Here is a 15653-nt window from a genome sequence, read left to right as displayed (position 1 = left end):
CTCAATCAATCCCGTGTTGAGTTGAATTTAGGCCGTGATTAACTCAGGAATGGGGCGTTTGCTGTTGCGAATTCCCTCAATGGCCTGGGCGTAGTCCTTGGCTTTGAAGACGGCTGAACCGGCCACAATCGCATTGGCTCCGGCTTCTAAAACTTGCCAGGTATTATCCCCTTTTAGACCCCCATCTACTTCAATCCAGGGATCCAAGCCCCGCTCCTCACAGATGGCGCGTAAGCGGCGAATTTTGGGGACAACTTCAGGAATAAACTTTTGACCACCAAACCCAGGATTGACACTCATAATCAAGATCAAATCACAGAGCTCCAACACATATTCAATCAGTTCCAGGGGGGTTGAGGGGTTGAGCACCACACCTGCTTGCTTCCCTAATTCCCGAATTTGTCCCAATGTCCGATGGAGGTGGGGAGAGGCATTGTGCTCGGCATGGACTGAAATAATATCGGCCCCAGCCTTAGCAAAGTCAGCCACATATTTTTCTGGCTCAACAATCATTAAATGGACATCAAGGGGCTTAGGGGTGACGGGGCGAATTGCTTCGACAATCAAGGGGCCGATGGTGATATTGGGGACAAACCGGCCATCCATGACATCCACGTGAATCCAGTCAGCACCAGCGGCATCCACAGCCCGAATTTCATCCCCAAGCCGACTAAAATCAGCCGAGAGGATTGAGGGGGCAATCACCACGGATTTTGGGCTGCGTGCGAGGTTCATAGGACAAGGTTTTCCCGGAATCTTGAGGATTTACGATTGATCTTACCCCGCTTGTTGTCTGGTCGCAATTAGCGCAATTCGTTATGCATCTAACGTTAATGCCCGCGGATCCGGGTTGGCAGCGGGTTCAATTCCCGATCGTCTTCACTATTGGCCGTAGTATCCGCCGCACTTAAATATTTGGCGGGTTTGCTTAAGGGGGCTGGGTCATTCATCTCTAAGAAATGTAAGAGATTGCTCACTTCCTCTCCTGTCCCCCAAGAAATCCGTATCGAATCTGCATCCAGGTGAATCAACTCCAAGAGCTTCCGATCCGTAAGGATATTGGTGAGAACGGCCTTGAGTTGGCAAATTGTGGCATCGGCCTGGTGGTGGCGATCTTTCCAGTGCTGGATGGCGGTTTCCTGTTCCCGCTCCTGTTGGGCCTGGTGCAAAATTTGCTCCTGCATTTCCGCCACCTGCTGCTCTAATTTGTTAATCCTGACCTGTTGCTGAATGGCGTGTTCTTCAACTTCTTGGGCATGGTGTTGGAGTTGGGCCTGGTGCAGTCGTTGGCTACTATATTCTGTTTCTAAGGTGTAGATTTTGGTTTGGGCCGTGAGAAGGTTTTGACTCAGACCTTGGATAACTTGATTTTTGCTAGACTCTGGGCCTTGGGCCTTTTGCAGCGCAGTAATTATTTCCTGTTGGGTAGCGACAATTTGGGCTGATCGTTGGAGGCGGGACTCTAGGTCTGTGATCCTTTGTTGTCGGTCTTGGACTTGGGATTCTAACTGGCCAATGCGATATTGAAGGAGCTGAATTTGCTCTTGGTGCGGCCGCAACTGATGCTGAAGCTGGTTTATTTCGGCCTGCCGTTGCTGAGTCAGGGCTTGAGATTCCTTAAAAAGGTCGGCCTGGTGGTCATAGGCTTGTTGGAGATGCTGGAGTTGGTCTTGGAGTGCCGTATGACTAGCCTGTAGTTGATTCAACTGTCCTTGTGTGTGATAGTAGTCTGCTAATTGTTGCTTAAGACTGAGAATGGCCTGTTGTTGAATTTGGGCTGTTTCTTCTGTCCGAGCAAGAATATCTTCTAAAAACTGTTGCTCAACCAGTTGTTGTTTCAATTCTTCAATATAGACTTGACATTGATCGAGGGCCTGCTCTAGATGCAAAACCCGCTGGGGCCAGTTAGGTTCAGCGGAATGGCCGTCGAGATTACTCAATTTGTGAGGATTAGTGATCGCCACAGGGGTTTGAGGCAGAGATGGGGGGTCGGGAAAAACCTCTGCTTCTGGTTCCTCTGGGGTCGGGACTGGGGACACCCTCATCTCCTGTAACCAAGGCAACTCCAATTGAGATAGAGCCGTGGGGATGCTGGGGGGAGCTTCTTCCATAAAAACGCGCGCAATCTTTTCCTTAGCCCAAGTGCATGAACTTGAGGAGAGGGGGGGAAGTCGTTCTATCTTAACCTGAGTTTGTCAGTTACCTGCGGCCAAGAGGTATGACTTTAGACAAATCCTTGAATAAGATAAGTTAACAGGACTGGGCTATGGGGTAATGATGGCTCGTACCAGGCCCCGTTATTGAACACCTAACCAAACATTCCAAAAGTCTGCCATGCTAATCATTATCGCCACTAGGTGCGAATTGGGCCATGATGCAAATTAACACTCAGGTAACCTTACCCTTTCCTCGCCCCTTAGTTTATCAAGCCTATCGCGATCACCTATTGGAGCTTACCCCCTATCTCACCAACGTGAGGGAAATTGAAGTCAAAAGCCGTGAGGAAAAAAATCCTGGCCTGCATCTTGTCTTGGTCTGGCATGGAGGGGGCGAAATTCCCTTAGCCGCCCGCGCCCTACTCAGTGATGCCATGTTGTCTTGGACAGATATTACCGATTGGCATGATGCTGAATTTGTCACCGATTGGCAGATTCAAACCCATGCGTTTACGGAAGCGGTGCAATGCCTCGGAAAAAACATTTTTATAGATAATGATCATCAAACCCTGATTAAAAGCCAAGGACATCTAACCATTAATCCTGACAAAATTAAAGGAGTTCCAGGTTTTTTAGCCGGGGTGATGGCCCAGGCCGTGGAGGACTACCTCGGACAAAAGATCGAGCCTAATTTCCGGCAATTAGCTGGGGCCGTGCAGCAGTATTTACAAACTAAAACTCAATTTATTTAATAACAACCATTGATTAACTGTTCATCATGGCGGGGTTGTCTGTATGCCGTTAACCGTGTTGGTAACTGACGATGATCCTGGGATTCGCATGGCTGTGCATCACTATTTAGAAGATCATGGCTATTTGGTTCTCCAGGCCCGGCATGGTCAGGAAGCCTTGGCGATGATCAATCAATTTCAACCCCATTTATTAATTACGGACATTGCCATGCCGGAAATGGATGGATACCAACTTGTCCAACGCATCCGCCAACAACCTGCCCTCCGACTGTTACCGGTGATTTACTTAACTGGCCGCAGCCAAACCCAGGCTCGGATTAAAGCCTATCAAACCGGAGCGGATAGCTATTTATCTAAGCCGTTTGAGCTAGAGGAACTGGGAGCAATTGTCCGTAATCTCTTGGAGCGCAATCAACTTATTCAAGCGGAATGGCAACAACGGACGATCTCACAAACACCACCGGCCCTGGGAGCTCCAACCCATGAAAGTCTCACCCCTGCTCCGGCCCTAACTCCCCGGGAAGAGGAGGTGTTACGGTATTTATCCCAAGGATTATCCAATGCCCAAATTGGTGGAGAACTCCATTTAAGTGCCCGAACGATTGAAAAATATGTCGGCAGTCTTTTACAAAAATTCCAAGCCCACAATCGGGCCGAATTAGTTCGCATCTGGGTTGAGCACAACCAAGTTTCCTAAAAGCAATAAATTTAGGGGTACACTCGGACTCATAGATCAGAGATCAATTGTGAGTCGGCTACGGATAAGGCCTGATGCATGAGTCTTTAGGAGAGTTTTTAAGGCCACCCTCATCTGGGAACAACCAGGCTAGACAGCCTTACCTTAGTCAGGTTTAGTCGCGATAACGTGCATAGGCTGCGGCCATGGCTTGACGGTGAACCTCACGCCATGGAATTTGCTGAGTTGCGGCTAATTGGGCACAGTCTTCATATTCGGGTTGGATTGTGACTAACTCCTGGCCCCAGTATCCCAACTTGACTGGCATCGGCCCATAGGGTGTGGTGATGGTGACGATTTCTCGCTTGAGGATATGTCGTGATTGGAGCTGCCGCCGAATCCCCAAGGTTGTTGTTTCTCGGAAAAGCACTTCTTCACAGGCCAAGGCCGTTGCCAGGGGAGATAATACGGTGATCAACAGGCCCGGACGATTTTTTTTCATCATAATGGCCTGAGTAAATACCTCCACTGCCCCGGCCTGGTAGAGTGCATCTAAGGTATAGCCGATGGCCTGGGGACTGAGATCATCCACTTGGGTTTGGAGTTCAATAATTTCATCGGTTTGGTAGGGAATCTCCGTAGGTCCTGGAGCAGGGGATAACTGGCCGATCCAAAGCCGAAAAAGATTGGGAGTGGCTAAGTCTTGTGTTCCGGCTCCTAAACCAATTTTCCTAATCTCCATGGCTGGGGGAGAGCCAAAGGCCTCAGCTAAGGCCACAACAATGGCCGCACCTGTTGGCGTAACCAGTTCTTTCTGAACCCCGTTGTCATAGATGGGAACTTGCCGACTTTGATAAAGCTGCAATACGGCGGGGACAGGGACAGGTAAAATTCCGTGGGCCGCTCTCACCGTTCCACCCCCACTGGGCAAGGCCGAACAATAGATCGCCTCAATTCCCAACCAGTCCAGGCCAAGGCAACTCCCGACAATATCCACAATGGCATCTACGGCCCCCACCTCATGGAAATGGACTTTTTCGGGAAGAATCCCATGTACCGCCCCCTCAGCCCTGGCTAACTGTTCAAAAATCCGTAAACTCCAGGCTGTGACTTGGGGGGGAAGTGCCGCCGCTTGAATCAGTTGGACAATTTCCGGCCAGTGGCGACCGTGGGGATGGGCATGATGGTGATGGCCCCGATCCTGAAGATGCACATGGGCCTTAGTTCCGGCCTGGCCTTGGCGGGTGACTCGTTCGATCTCTAGGGTAAACTCATCCCCCAGGCCCAGCTTCCCCAGTTCTGCTTGGAGGTAGGCCAAGGGCACTCCCGCATCCACTACGGCCCCCAAGACCATATCCCCGGCAATCCCCATTGGACAGTCACAATAGGCAACGTTCACCATGCTTTAGGCCCAAGTTTTGATCCCTTAGATCTTAATTCCCTCTGGGCAATCACCGGGCCTGGGAACTTAAATCTCAGGGGTATGAATCGTCCCAATACTCACAGGCAGTGCCGCCGATCCCAGTTGGTGAGTCCGCCGATTCAAGGCCCAACCCGATACCCAAGCTCGTTTTCTTGATCCGCCTCAACGTCAAGCAATCTAGCCTTATGCAGACTGTTCTAAGAGAGGAGACATCTTAAAAAGACTGCCCATAAAGCATTTCTTGACTTGTCCCCATAAGAGCCGTAAATGAGTCATGCTATATCCCTGCAAACTTGCATAAAAATGAGTCGCAATTGCGTTATGGCCTAACTTAAGGAGGATTCCCAGAAGTTTTTACGGGATCATGAGCGGCGGCTACCATGGGCTTGCTTTATTCCTAAACCTTCAAGCTGAGATGCATAAAAATAGTCAAGAACAAGTAAGTATTAGTGAACATAGACACCTGAAAATATGACACAAACGCTGCATAAAGCAAGAAAAACCATTGTTAGCATAGAAACGATCCCTGTAGTGTAAGGAGTAGATAAGATTCATGATTCAAATGATGCAGACATCTGAGGGTGACAGGCTAGACATGATTACGGAAACAACAATTCTCCACGCGGCACAAGCCATTTATACCTGCTATCATCAAACCCATGGGGATAAGCAACTGCCTGCTGGAGTGGCAATTGACCGGGAAACCTTGCGGGGTCATGTGATTTTTCAAACCCAACCCGTTTTATTACCACGGGAATGCTTTGTCCCAGCGCAAAAACTGCCCCAAGATGTTACTCCCACTGCATGAGTTTGTATTGAAGATTGACTCTGATTATTGATGGTTTAGTTAACCTTTTGGTTTTGGGGTTGGGTGCAGCAATTGGCAGCTTCCTGAATGTGGTGATTTATCGAATTCCGGCCGGTTTATCCCTCATCTATCCCCCCTCCCGTTGTCCTGCTTGCCTGACTCGACTACGCCCCCAAGATAATATTCCAGTCTTGGGTTGGGTCTTTTTGCGGGGTCAATGCCGCTATTGCCAAGCTCCTATTTCTCCCCGCTACCCCCTGCTTGAACTTGGGGTGGCTGTGAAGTTTCTGGCGGTTTTTCTTCTCTTGGGTTGGCAGTGGCAGACTTTGGCCGATTGGATTTTTCTGAGTTGGCTGGTGGCCTTAGCCCTGATCGATCTGGACACCCTCACCTTGCCCCATATTTTAACCAAGTGGGGAGTAATGACCGGAATCATGGCTCAAATTTTTTTGGCCTGGGCAGATCAGGGGACAGTGGTGGCTTGTTTGTCGGCCTTGACGAATAGTGTGATTTCTGTGGTTCTGGGCCTGTGGTTGTTTGATCTGATTCGCTGGGGTGGGGCAGTCATTCTCCAACAGGAAGTGATGGGCGGTGGAGATGGGAAATTAGCGGCGATGATTGGGGCCTGGTTGGGGTGGAAGTTGCTGTTATTGACCTGTTTCTTAGCCTCGGCGATGGGGGCCGTGGTGGGTTTGGCAGGGATTGGCCTGGGGTTTTTGGGCCGGCGACAACCGATGCCCTTTGGCCCTTTTTTAGCCTTGGGGGCAGCCATTGCGGCGTTGTTTGGACAGGAAATGATTTCGGCTTACTTTCGTTGGATCGGATTGGTAGCTTGAGGTGAGGGGGGCAGTTAACCCGCGCTAAATTAGGCTCTGGGGTCAATGGCGGCCTTAATGACTTGACGATTGAGCATGGCCTGGAACGTGGCTTCTAGTTCGCTTAATGGGGCAATCCGGGTAATCAGTTTTGACCAGGGAATGACATTTTCAGAGAGAACTTGCAAGGCCTGGCGCACATAGGATGGAGTGTTGTGAAAAACGCCTTTCAGGGTCAATTCGCCATAGTGCAGTTGCTCCGTATTCAACGTAATTTGGGTATCCCGAGGACAACCGCCAAAGAGATTAACCGTTCCCCCAGGCCTGGTGCAAGCAATCGCCGTTTCCCAAACCGAGGGGACTCCCGTGGCTTCAATGACAATATCCGCGCCCAGGCCTGAGGTAAGTTCTTGAATTGTGGCGGGTAGGTCAGGGGTTTGGCGATGGTTAAGAATAGTGGTGGCTCCAAAAATCTGCCCAATCTCCAAGCGGGCCGGTGAACCCCCCGATAAAATCACAGTTGCTCCCTGCTGGGCTAAGACACCGACAAACATTAAGCCAATCGCGCCATCCCCAATCACTAGGACCTGGGGGGGGTTGGGCCAAGCTTTGACCTGATCTGCAGAAAATCCACAACGGGCCACACCATGCAAAACACAGGCCAGGGGTTCTGTCATTGCCGCAATGGGAGTGGGTAAATGTTCGGGAATGGCTAAGAGGTTTTTGGCGACAATCTGGGCGGGAATTTTCAAATATTCAGCATAGGTACCATTGTTAAATTCCAAGTTCTGACAGAGAGAATACTCATGGCGGTGGCAATAGAAGCAGTCTCCACAGGGTGCAGAATTGTTTGCAACTATCCGCTGGCCAATTTGCCAATCCGATACCCCAGCACCTAAGGCGACAATTTCTCCGGCTGCTTCATGTCCAAATAAGATTGGTGGTTTTAACATCCGGGCATGACCACCCCGCCGCCAAACTTTTAGATCCGTGCCACAGGTGGTTGCCGCCTGGACTGCAATAATCACTTCCCCAGGCCCCGGTGTGGGATCTGCAATCGTCTCTAGCCGTAAATCCTGTTGTCCGTAGAGTACTGCTGCCCGCACCAAAACACCTCGTGAGTCATTGAATAATTAAGTCCAGTCTTAAAATATCTCGGCCTGGAGTTGTTAGTTACCCTTTAGGATCAAAAAATATCACCTTGGTTAATAAGCCCACCGCGGTAATAAAGGCCGTAAACAGAAACGTCAAAATCCGATTATCAGTGGCTCGTTGTTGGAGTCGCAAATCTGATACTTCTTGTTTGAGGGCATCTACTTTTTCTTCAATGCTTTTGAATCGCTCATCCGTTTTGGCCTGATTGACTTTCACTTCTAGGGTCAGAGCTTGCAAATCGGCTTGAACCGTCTTGATATCGGCTTGAACGGCGTTGAGAGTCCCCTGCATAGTCTGGAGAATGGCGAGGACTTGACTTAAATCGGTTTGGGTGGTGACTTCAGGCATAATCGAGCGTCCAGAGTCATAAGGGGTTATATCCAAAATACATGATTCAACTTCCGGCCTGGTCAATTCGCAGCTTGATAAATGGGTAAGGTTAACCAGAATGTCGCCCCCTGATCCGGTGTACTGATCACGCCAATCTCGCCCCCGTGGGCCTGGACAATTTGCCGACAGAGATAGAGTCCCAGGCCAATGCCCCGTAAATGTCGAGATTGCTTGCCTTGATAGTACAAATCAAAAAGATGCTCTTGTTGTTCCGGGTGAATTCCCAGGCCATTATCTTGGACGGTACATAAAACCATCGGCTGACTGGAAGTCGCTTCAGATTCAACAACCCGAGCCCGCAGAGACAGTTTTAGGCCGGGGGGATTATGTTTGAGGGCATTGGTGATTAAGTTTTCAAAGACTCGTTGCAGTTGTCCCGGATCAATCCAAATCAAGGGTAAATCAGTGGGAACGGCATTATCCAAGTGGGTTTGATTTTTATCGAGAAGTAAGACTAAATCAGCCAAGGTGTTCTCAATTAACTGATCCAGGGCCTGGGGTATTTGTTGTAGAGACAGTCCGTTATCTTCGCTGGTATGAATATCCAAAAGGGAATCAATCAGGGTGAGTTGACGATTGTGACTGCTAATCATGCGGCTCCAAATATGCCGGGGGACAGTGACCGGGGCTGTTGTTTCATCGGCGGGGAGCAAGTGATTCAAAACCATCAGGGTTCCCATGACTGGGGTGCGTAAATCATGGGAGACGGCATGGAGAAAGACATCCTTGAGACGATTGAGTTCTGCGAGTTCCAGCATTTTTTGTTCCAGTTGCTGGGTGCGTTCTTGGACTTGATATTCCAAATTGGCGTTGAGGGCAGCTAATTGTTGATAAAGACTGGCCTGCTGTAAGGCAATCGCAACTTGGGTGGCCAATTGTTCAAGGAGTTGCCATTCAAAGATTTTCCAATCCCGTGGCCCGGCGCATTGATGCAGCACGAGGACAACTTTGGGGGGCAAATGCTGGGTGGGATAGCGCACATTAACAGTTTGAGGAATGGGGACGGCCAGGGTGGATTGGATGTGATAGCGGGCCAAAACAGGGGCGGTTGGTTCATGGTCAGTCTGACAAGTCCAGGCCTGGGGACAATCACCCAAGGAAAATAGGGTCTGTAAATAATCTGGGTCTTGGAAAATCGCCTCAATTCCCGCCTGCCATTCGGTGGAAATTGCTGCGGCTACGGTTTGGGCCTGTTGGGCAGTTCCATCCAGATAGGCAATGAAGACCCGATCCACATGGAGGCTTTGTCGAACCTCTAAAACGGTGGTGCTGAGAATATCCTCTAGTTCAAGAGATTGGCGAATCCGGAGGGCAATTTCCCCTAATAGTTTTTCCCGTTGATCCGCCAGCCGTAACTCTATTTCTGCCTGCTTACGTTGGGTAATATCCCGTAAACTCACTACTCGCATTGCCCGCCCTTGATACCGGATTGCCCGTCCTTGGAGTTCCCCAATAAAGGTCTCACCCGTTTTCTTGCGCCCGACTGCCTCAATCAGTTGATCCGAGGGTTCTTGTAAACGCTGACGAATCAACTCTCGGGAACTTGCATCAGCCAAATCTAAAACAGAGGTGCCAATCAATTCCTGGGACGAATAGCCAAACATCCGCTCTGCGGCCTGGTTAAGATCGACAATTCGCCCATGTTCGTGAAACACTACCGCTTCGGTCGTGGCCTGGAAAAAGCATTGGAGCCGTTCTTCGCTGGCTTGGAGATCCGCAAGGGCCTGGTGACGGTCGCGGGATTCAATCGCTAAGGAGACTAAATCGGCAATGGCTGCGGCAAACTGCTGTTCCCCAATCGTCCACTGCCGCGGGGGGCCAATATGTTCATGACAGACGACCCCAATCATCTCCCCCTCAACCCAAATGGGGGCATCTAGCATAGAGGTAATCCCGAGGGGGCGTAAGTAATGGGGGGCAAATTCGTGGGTGCGTGGGTCTAACTCGGCCTGGTGGGCGGCGATGGTGCGCTGTTCTTGGAGTGCGGCGAAATAGTCGGGATAATCTGCTGCTGCCAGTTCCAAGCCCTGACTAAACTGGTCTTGACTGGATTGGTACAAAATGATGCAGCGGACTTGTTGCCGTTGGGTGCTGTAAAACCAAATACCGGTACGCTCCACCTCAAGGGTTTGGGCAGCGGTGCGAGAAATATCCTGGAGGGCTAATTCTAAGTTCCCGTGGTGGAGGGGCTTACGCTGGGCCAGTTGAACGAGACGTTGATCATAGGGTTGGGCGGGGGGGGCATAACTCAGTTGCTTGGTCTGGTGATAATGCAGGGCGACTCCTAGGGGTTGGGTGAAGTGATAGAGGAGGTTAACTGTTTCTTCAGGCCAATAATATTCCTGCTGGGTGTACTCTAAGGTCAAAATGGCCCCCAGGCCCGCACCTATGTTGACTGGCATGACTAGAACTGAAGCAATTCCCAATTCCTGAAACCACTGCTGCTCGGCGGTTGAAAGTTCCCCGACCCTGGCCTGGAGACTGTGACCGGCCTGCAAACGACTTAACCAATGACTAAAACTGGCTAAAGGGCTGACCAAGGCTAAGGCAGATGCTTCTAGGGGAGATTTGGGCCAGGCTGCAAGTAAAGAGAGCCAATTATGGGAATATCCAGAGGTTTGCTGGACTTGCCAAAGGCGGACTCGATCCACATCCAAGGCAGTTCCTAGGTTATCTAAGGCAATATCGAGGGGTTCAGGCCAGGCCTGGGATGACCATAAACAAGTGAGGGACTGGGTAATGTGGGGCAAAACCTTGGCTTGCATAACGCTCTAATCATTGGGATCAACTAGCGGCAACGATCACCGTTAATCCCTGAGGCCAGATTCACCATCCTTCTCGGTTATTTTTTGCCAGGCCTGGGACTATCGGCTTTAGATTCATGGTAACTGTATAAAAAGGTTAAATCCTCAAACCATCCGTAGATACTCTTGGGGAGCCTACCTCATCGCCCTGAACCTAGTCAATTTTGGCTGTTAGAACTTAAAATCTGGCGAGCTTGTGGTGGTTATGAAACGATATGAATGAAGGATCAACTCACTGTAGTGACCCAAAAGGATTGATAAACCGTTATGAGTTGGATTTGGATATTATCTAGTTGAAATAATCGCATATCCGATCGGGTGTTCAGATTTGTAGAGATTCCTCATGAATACAAAAAGGCCTGGAGGTATATTTAAATATCTACTCTGCAAAGAACCGACTGGCAGTAACCTATCAAGAAAATCATCATAATTTACAGATGATCAGCATGAAGGAGATGAATTAAGCCTCAGGTAGGGTTATCTGTTAGGGGTATTGAGAGAAAGAATGTCTGACAACTTAATGATTGGATCAGTCCAATTTGGACATTTTCGGATCCACAAGACGCTAAAATCAGAGTCTTACTATAACGTATAACCATTGGGATTAAGTCGGCTCATGTTAGATTTGTCCATCCTCAAGCGAGACCTAAATTGGCTCACCTCGTGCCTGGCAAAAGCCCAGGACTATCTTTGACCTCCCTGCCCTAACTGCTAAAATTCAAGACTTAGAACAGATTGCGGCCCAAGCGGACTTTTGGGATGATCAAACCCAGGCCCAGGCAACACTTCAAGATTTAACGGATGCCAAGTTTCAACTGGAGCAACTGCACAAATGGCAAGCCGGCCTGGGGGATGCGTGTACAGCTTTGGAACTTCTGGAGTTGGAGTTTGATGAATCTCTCTACCAGGAAGCCATGGCCCAACTCACGGATATTGGCCAGCAACTGGATCGGTGGGAACTGGAGCAACTGTTAAGTGGCCCCTATGACAAAAATGGGGCGGTTTTAACCATCAATGCTGGGGCTGGGGGAACAGACGCGCAGGACTGGGCGGAGATGCTGTTGCGAATGTACACCCGTTGGGGCGAGCGGCAAGGCTATCAACTCCATTTAGCAGAACTGTCAGAAGGGGATGAGGCAGGGATTAAATCAGCGACGTTGGAGATCTCCGGCCGTTATGCCTATGGTTATTTGCGTTCGGAAAAAGGAACCCATCGCTTAGTTAGAATTTCGCCGTTTAATGCCAATGGCAAGCGTCAGACCAGTTTTGCCGGAGTCGAGATCATGCCCCAAATTGATCATAGTGTTACCCTTGATATTCCCGATAAAGATTTAGAAATTACGACAACACGTTCGGGAGGAAAAGGCGGCCAAAACGTTAATAAGGTAGAAACAGCAGTGCGGATTTTACACATTCCCACAGGCCTGGCCGTGCGCTGTACCCAAGAACGATCGCAACTGCAAAATAAAGAAAAGGCCATGGCCATCCTCAAAGCCAAATTATTGATTATTGCCCAAGAGCAAAAAGCCAAGGAAATTGCCGATATTCGCGGAGATATGGTTGAAGCGGCCTGGGGCAATCAAATTCGTAACTATGTGTTTCACCCCTATCAACTGGTTAAGGATTTACGGACAAATTTGGAAACGACGGCCATTACTGATGTCATGAATGGAGAGTTAGAAAACTTTATTCAAGCCTATTTACGTCAAGATATTCCGGTCGGCTAATGACTTATTTTAATTCGATTCAGGCTGGTTTCAATGCGCTTTGATGTCATTACCTTATTTCCTGAGTTTTTCGAGTCGCCGCTGCAATCCGGTTTAATTGGCAAGGCCCTAGCAAAACAGATTGCCGAAGTTTATTTCACCAATCCCCGCGACTTTACCACTGATAAGCACCATAAGGTCGATGATGAACCCTTCGGCGGCGGCGTAGGTATGGTCTTAAAACCGGAACCCTTGTTTGCTGCGGTTGAATCCTTACCCATCTGCCAGACGCGCGCAATTATCTATGTCACCCCCCAAGGCGAGCCGTTAAAGCAAGACCATCTCCAGGCCTGGGCCAATAACTATCAACAATTAGTGATTTTATGCGGACATTATGAAGGTGTAGATGAGCGAGTTGTGGAAAATTTAGTCACCCAAGAGATTTCCCTGGGGGATTTTGTCTTGACCTGTGGTGAAATTCCCGCCTTAACAATCCTCAATGGGGTGATTCGCTTACTGCCAGGAACGGTGGGCAAAACAGAATCCTTAGCGCAAGATAGTTTTAGTGCGGGCCTATTGGACTATCCCCATTACACTCGCCCCGCTGTATTTCGAGATTTAGCAGTTCCCGATATTTTATTGTCTGGTCATCATGGAGAAATTACAAAGTGGCGCACCCAACAACAACTCCAACGCACCCAGGCCCGCCGACCGGATTTATATGCAAAATGGCAACAACAGCAGAATCAGTAATACTCACTTAAGCCCTTAACTCTAGTGACCTGGTTCAATCAGATAAAATCCTGGCTGACAAATCTTGGGGCTGGACTTCTTGGCCTAATTACTCGGTATCCCTGTGCCTTTTGCGGTAAAAGCAAGAAAAATCAAAGACAAATTCACGGTTTATGCCAGTCCTGTTATCAAAAAATCCAGGCCGCTCAGCTTCCGACTCCCCAAACGATCTGGAATAAGACTCAAAACACATTACCCATCTTGGCCTGGGGAGATTACAATCCAATCCTTAGACAAGCTATTTTTAGGCTGAAATACGATAAATCTCTGCGGATGGCGCAACCCTTGGGAATTTGGCTCGGCCAGGCCTGGGTAGATCTCAAACTCAAGCAGTTACCCCCCTTAATTGTTGTCCCCATTCCCCTGCATCCAGACCGGTTACAAGAGCGTGGATTTAACCAGGCCGAGTTGGTAGCCCAGAGCTTTTGTCGCTATACCAATTTACCCTTAGCTCCCCATGGTTTAATTCGCCGTCAAGCCACAGAAGCCATGCACCAATTGAACGATCAACAACGGGCAGAAATGATGAAAAATGCCTTCGCGTTAGGGAGTGGGATTCAACGCAACCAGTTTGTTTTACTTTTAGATGACATTTATACAAGTGGCTCAACAATTCAAGCCGCTAAGGCAACCCTCAATCGGGCTGGGATTCGCGTCTATGGTGTGGCGGTGCTGAGCCTAGCCCGGCCGAGACATTATCTTTAGCTAGCCAGGATTTTGTCGCCAGTTCTTGGGAGTTCCTTGTTCAAACCCGTCAGCTTTGGCAGAATGGGGAAGTCAATCACTGGGCAAGCAAAACGATGAAGGTTTTGGTAGTCGGAGCAACAGGTCGCACAGGTAGTCGGATTGTCGAACAACTCCAGCAACGGCAGATTCCTGTGGTGGCCCTAGTGCGAGATGCGGTCAAAGCTGAGAAAATTTTGCCCACAGGGACAGAAATTAGAGTCGGTAATGTTTTAGAACCGGCCACCCTCGCTGCTGCGGTTGGAGATTGTGACCGAATTATTTGTGCGACTGGGGCGACTCCGAGCTTTAATCCCTTAGAACCCTACCTCGTGGACTATGAAGGCATCAAAAACCTGGTCGAAGTCGCCAAACAACAGCAGGTTCAACACGTTGTCTTAGTTTCGTCCCTTTGTGTCTCCCAATTTTTTCATCCTCTGAATTTATTTTGGCTGATTCTCTATTGGAAACAACAGGCAGAACAGTATCTCCAGGCCAGTGGTTTGACCTACACCATCGTTCGTCCGGGTGGCCTGAAGGAAGAAAATACTCAACTGCCCCCTGTGATTGCTAAAGCTGATACCCTCTTTGAAGGCAGCATTCCCCGGGCCCAAGTGGCTGAAATCTGCATTGAGTCTCTGTTTGCCCCGTCAGCCCACAATAAGGTTTTAGAGGTCGTAACTCGCCCTGATGCGGTTGTGGCCCCTTTGAGTGAACTGTTTGCTCAGGTTTAACTGGATAATTCAACCTATGTCACTGTCTGTACAAAAGCGATCTGGATGGTTGCTGTTTAAACTTTGGCCAGGCCTGGTGATTATCGCTATGGGAGTGCTGATTGCTGGCCAACCGGATTGGACGCGAGTACAGGCCTTTTGGCGAAAATGGCAACCGGGGGACGTGGCCCCTTTGGCAATGCGGGGGGGAGATCCCTATGTGCGGGCCTTGATGCGAACCATTTCAGTCAGTGAAGCCAATGATCCTAGTCCTTATACCCTTCTCTATGGGGGCGATCATGTCCAAGACCTCAGCCAGCACCCGGATCGGTGTTTACCTATTCTGTGGGGCCCCAATCAAGGGCAATGTACCACTGCGGCCGGTCGCTATCAGTTTTTAACCTCCACCTGGGATGAAAAAGCGGCCCACTATCACCCAGTCCCTCCCAATTGGCTCTGGTCTGACTACAACTTTGCCCCTGAATATCAAGATCAAGTGGTCTATCGCTGGTTAACCGATACCCAGGCCTGGGGGGCAGATATTCCAAAATTACTCCGAGAGGGACATATTCAACAAGTCCTCGCACTCTTATCCACCACTTGGACAAGCCTTGGTTATGGCATTGAAGATAATGTGATGACCCCCGGCCTGGAGAAAACCTATTGGCAACTCCTTGACCAAGAACTAAAACGGAATCAAACGAGCTAGAAAGTCTCTCCCTAGGGATGTGCCGGCCGTG

At 49.5% G+C, this 15653-nt stretch carries 15 protein-coding genes; 9 read left to right on the top strand and 6 right to left on the bottom strand.

Annotated features, from left to right (window positions below; all coding sequences use genetic code 11):
• Positions 1–27: 27 nt before the first annotated feature.
• Together rpe and SYN6312_RS17020 are read right to left on the bottom strand one after the other, a co-directional pair.
• A complete protein-coding gene (gene rpe, locus SYN6312_RS17025) occupies positions 28–735 on the bottom strand; it encodes a ribulose-phosphate 3-epimerase (protein WP_015126136.1) in 708 nt (235 codons plus the stop codon).
• A 95-nt stretch (positions 736–830) separates the two neighbouring features.
• Positions 831–2111 carry a hypothetical protein gene (locus SYN6312_RS17020; protein WP_015126135.1) on the bottom strand — a complete coding sequence of 427 codons (1281 nt, stop codon included), beginning with the start codon at positions 2109–2111 and terminating at the stop codon, positions 831–833.
• Positions 2112–2371: 260 nt separating this feature from the next.
• On the opposite strand from SYN6312_RS17020, the gene SYN6312_RS17015 reads away from it, so the two are divergent.
• Both SYN6312_RS17015 and SYN6312_RS17010 read left to right on the top strand, forming a co-directional pair.
• Positions 2372–2908 (top strand): hypothetical protein, encoded by a 537-nt coding sequence (locus SYN6312_RS17015; protein WP_015126134.1) that lies wholly within the window; start codon positions 2372–2374, stop codon positions 2906–2908.
• 43 nt (positions 2909–2951) lie between these two features.
• Complete coding sequence (locus tag SYN6312_RS17010) at positions 2952–3605, top strand: response regulator transcription factor (protein ID WP_015126133.1); 654 nt, start codon at positions 2952–2954, stop codon at positions 3603–3605.
• A gap of 154 nt (positions 3606–3759) precedes the next feature.
• Here SYN6312_RS17010 and larC read toward each other — a convergent pair whose 3' ends face one another.
• The gene (larC, locus tag SYN6312_RS17005) at positions 3760–4986 is read right to left on the bottom strand and encodes a nickel pincer cofactor biosynthesis protein LarC (RefSeq protein ID WP_015126132.1); all 1227 of its coding nucleotides are present in this window, start codon (positions 4984–4986) and stop codon (positions 3760–3762) included.
• Positions 4987–5569: 583 nt separating this feature from the next.
• Between larC and SYN6312_RS17000 the strand changes: the two genes are divergently transcribed.
• Together SYN6312_RS17000 and SYN6312_RS16995 are read left to right on the top strand one after the other, a co-directional pair.
• Positions 5570–5815, top strand: a complete 246-nt coding sequence (locus SYN6312_RS17000; protein ID WP_253276385.1) for a hypothetical protein — start codon at positions 5570–5572, stop codon at positions 5813–5815.
• 14 nt (positions 5816–5829) lie between these two features.
• Positions 5830–6651 carry an A24 family peptidase gene (locus SYN6312_RS16995; RefSeq protein WP_015126130.1) on the top strand — a complete coding sequence of 274 codons (822 nt, stop codon included), beginning with the start codon at positions 5830–5832 and terminating at the stop codon, positions 6649–6651.
• 29 nt (positions 6652–6680) lie between these two features.
• Here the strand turns inward: SYN6312_RS16995 and SYN6312_RS16990 are convergent, their stop codons facing one another.
• From SYN6312_RS16990 to SYN6312_RS16980, 3 genes are all read right to left on the bottom strand, one after another.
• Positions 6681–7736, bottom strand: coding sequence for a zinc-binding dehydrogenase (locus SYN6312_RS16990; RefSeq protein WP_015126129.1), 1056 nt, complete (start codon positions 7734–7736; stop codon positions 6681–6683).
• A 67-nt stretch (positions 7737–7803) separates the two neighbouring features.
• On the bottom strand, positions 7804–8133 hold the full coding sequence (locus SYN6312_RS16985; protein ID WP_015126128.1) for a hypothetical protein: 330 nt from the start codon (positions 8131–8133) through the stop codon (positions 7804–7806).
• Between the two features lie 62 nt (positions 8134–8195).
• Positions 8196–10940: a GAF domain-containing protein gene (locus SYN6312_RS16980; protein WP_015126127.1), complete on the bottom strand. Its 2745-nt coding sequence runs from the start codon at positions 10938–10940 to the stop codon at positions 8196–8198.
• A gap of 655 nt (positions 10941–11595) precedes the next feature.
• Between SYN6312_RS16980 and prfB the strand changes: the two genes are divergently transcribed.
• The 5 genes from prfB to SYN6312_RS16955 all read left to right on the top strand — a co-directional run bounded on the left by prfB (position 11596) and on the right by SYN6312_RS16955 (position 15622).
• Positions 11596–12706, top strand: a protein-coding gene (prfB, locus tag SYN6312_RS16975; protein ID WP_156804863.1) for a peptide chain release factor 2 whose coding sequence is annotated in 2 segments (ribosomal slippage) — positions 11596–11670 and positions 11672–12706 — 1110 coding nt in all. Because the reading frame shifts where the segments join, the coding sequence is not laid out codon by codon here.
• 33 nt (positions 12707–12739) lie between these two features.
• Positions 12740–13438: a tRNA (guanosine(37)-N1)-methyltransferase TrmD gene (gene trmD, locus SYN6312_RS16970; RefSeq protein WP_015126126.1), complete on the top strand. Its 699-nt coding sequence runs from the start codon at positions 12740–12742 to the stop codon at positions 13436–13438.
• Positions 13439–13462: 24 nt separating this feature from the next.
• Positions 13463–14182 carry a ComF family protein gene (locus SYN6312_RS16965; RefSeq protein WP_015126125.1) on the top strand — a complete coding sequence of 240 codons (720 nt, stop codon included), beginning with the start codon at positions 13463–13465 and terminating at the stop codon, positions 14180–14182.
• Between the two features lie 95 nt (positions 14183–14277).
• A complete protein-coding gene (locus SYN6312_RS16960) occupies positions 14278–14934 on the top strand; it encodes an SDR family oxidoreductase (RefSeq protein ID WP_015126124.1) in 657 nt (218 codons plus the stop codon).
• Positions 14935–14950: 16 nt separating this feature from the next.
• Positions 14951–15622: a glycoside hydrolase family protein gene (locus tag SYN6312_RS16955; RefSeq protein WP_015126123.1), complete on the top strand. Its 672-nt coding sequence runs from the start codon at positions 14951–14953 to the stop codon at positions 15620–15622.
• Positions 15623–15653 lie beyond the last annotated feature (31 nt).

The organism is Synechococcus sp. PCC 6312, assembly GCF_000316685.1.
GTDB lineage: Bacteria > Cyanobacteriota > Cyanobacteriia > Thermosynechococcales > Thermosynechococcaceae > Pseudocalidococcus.
This window is presented reverse-complemented; position numbering and strand designations above follow the sequence as displayed.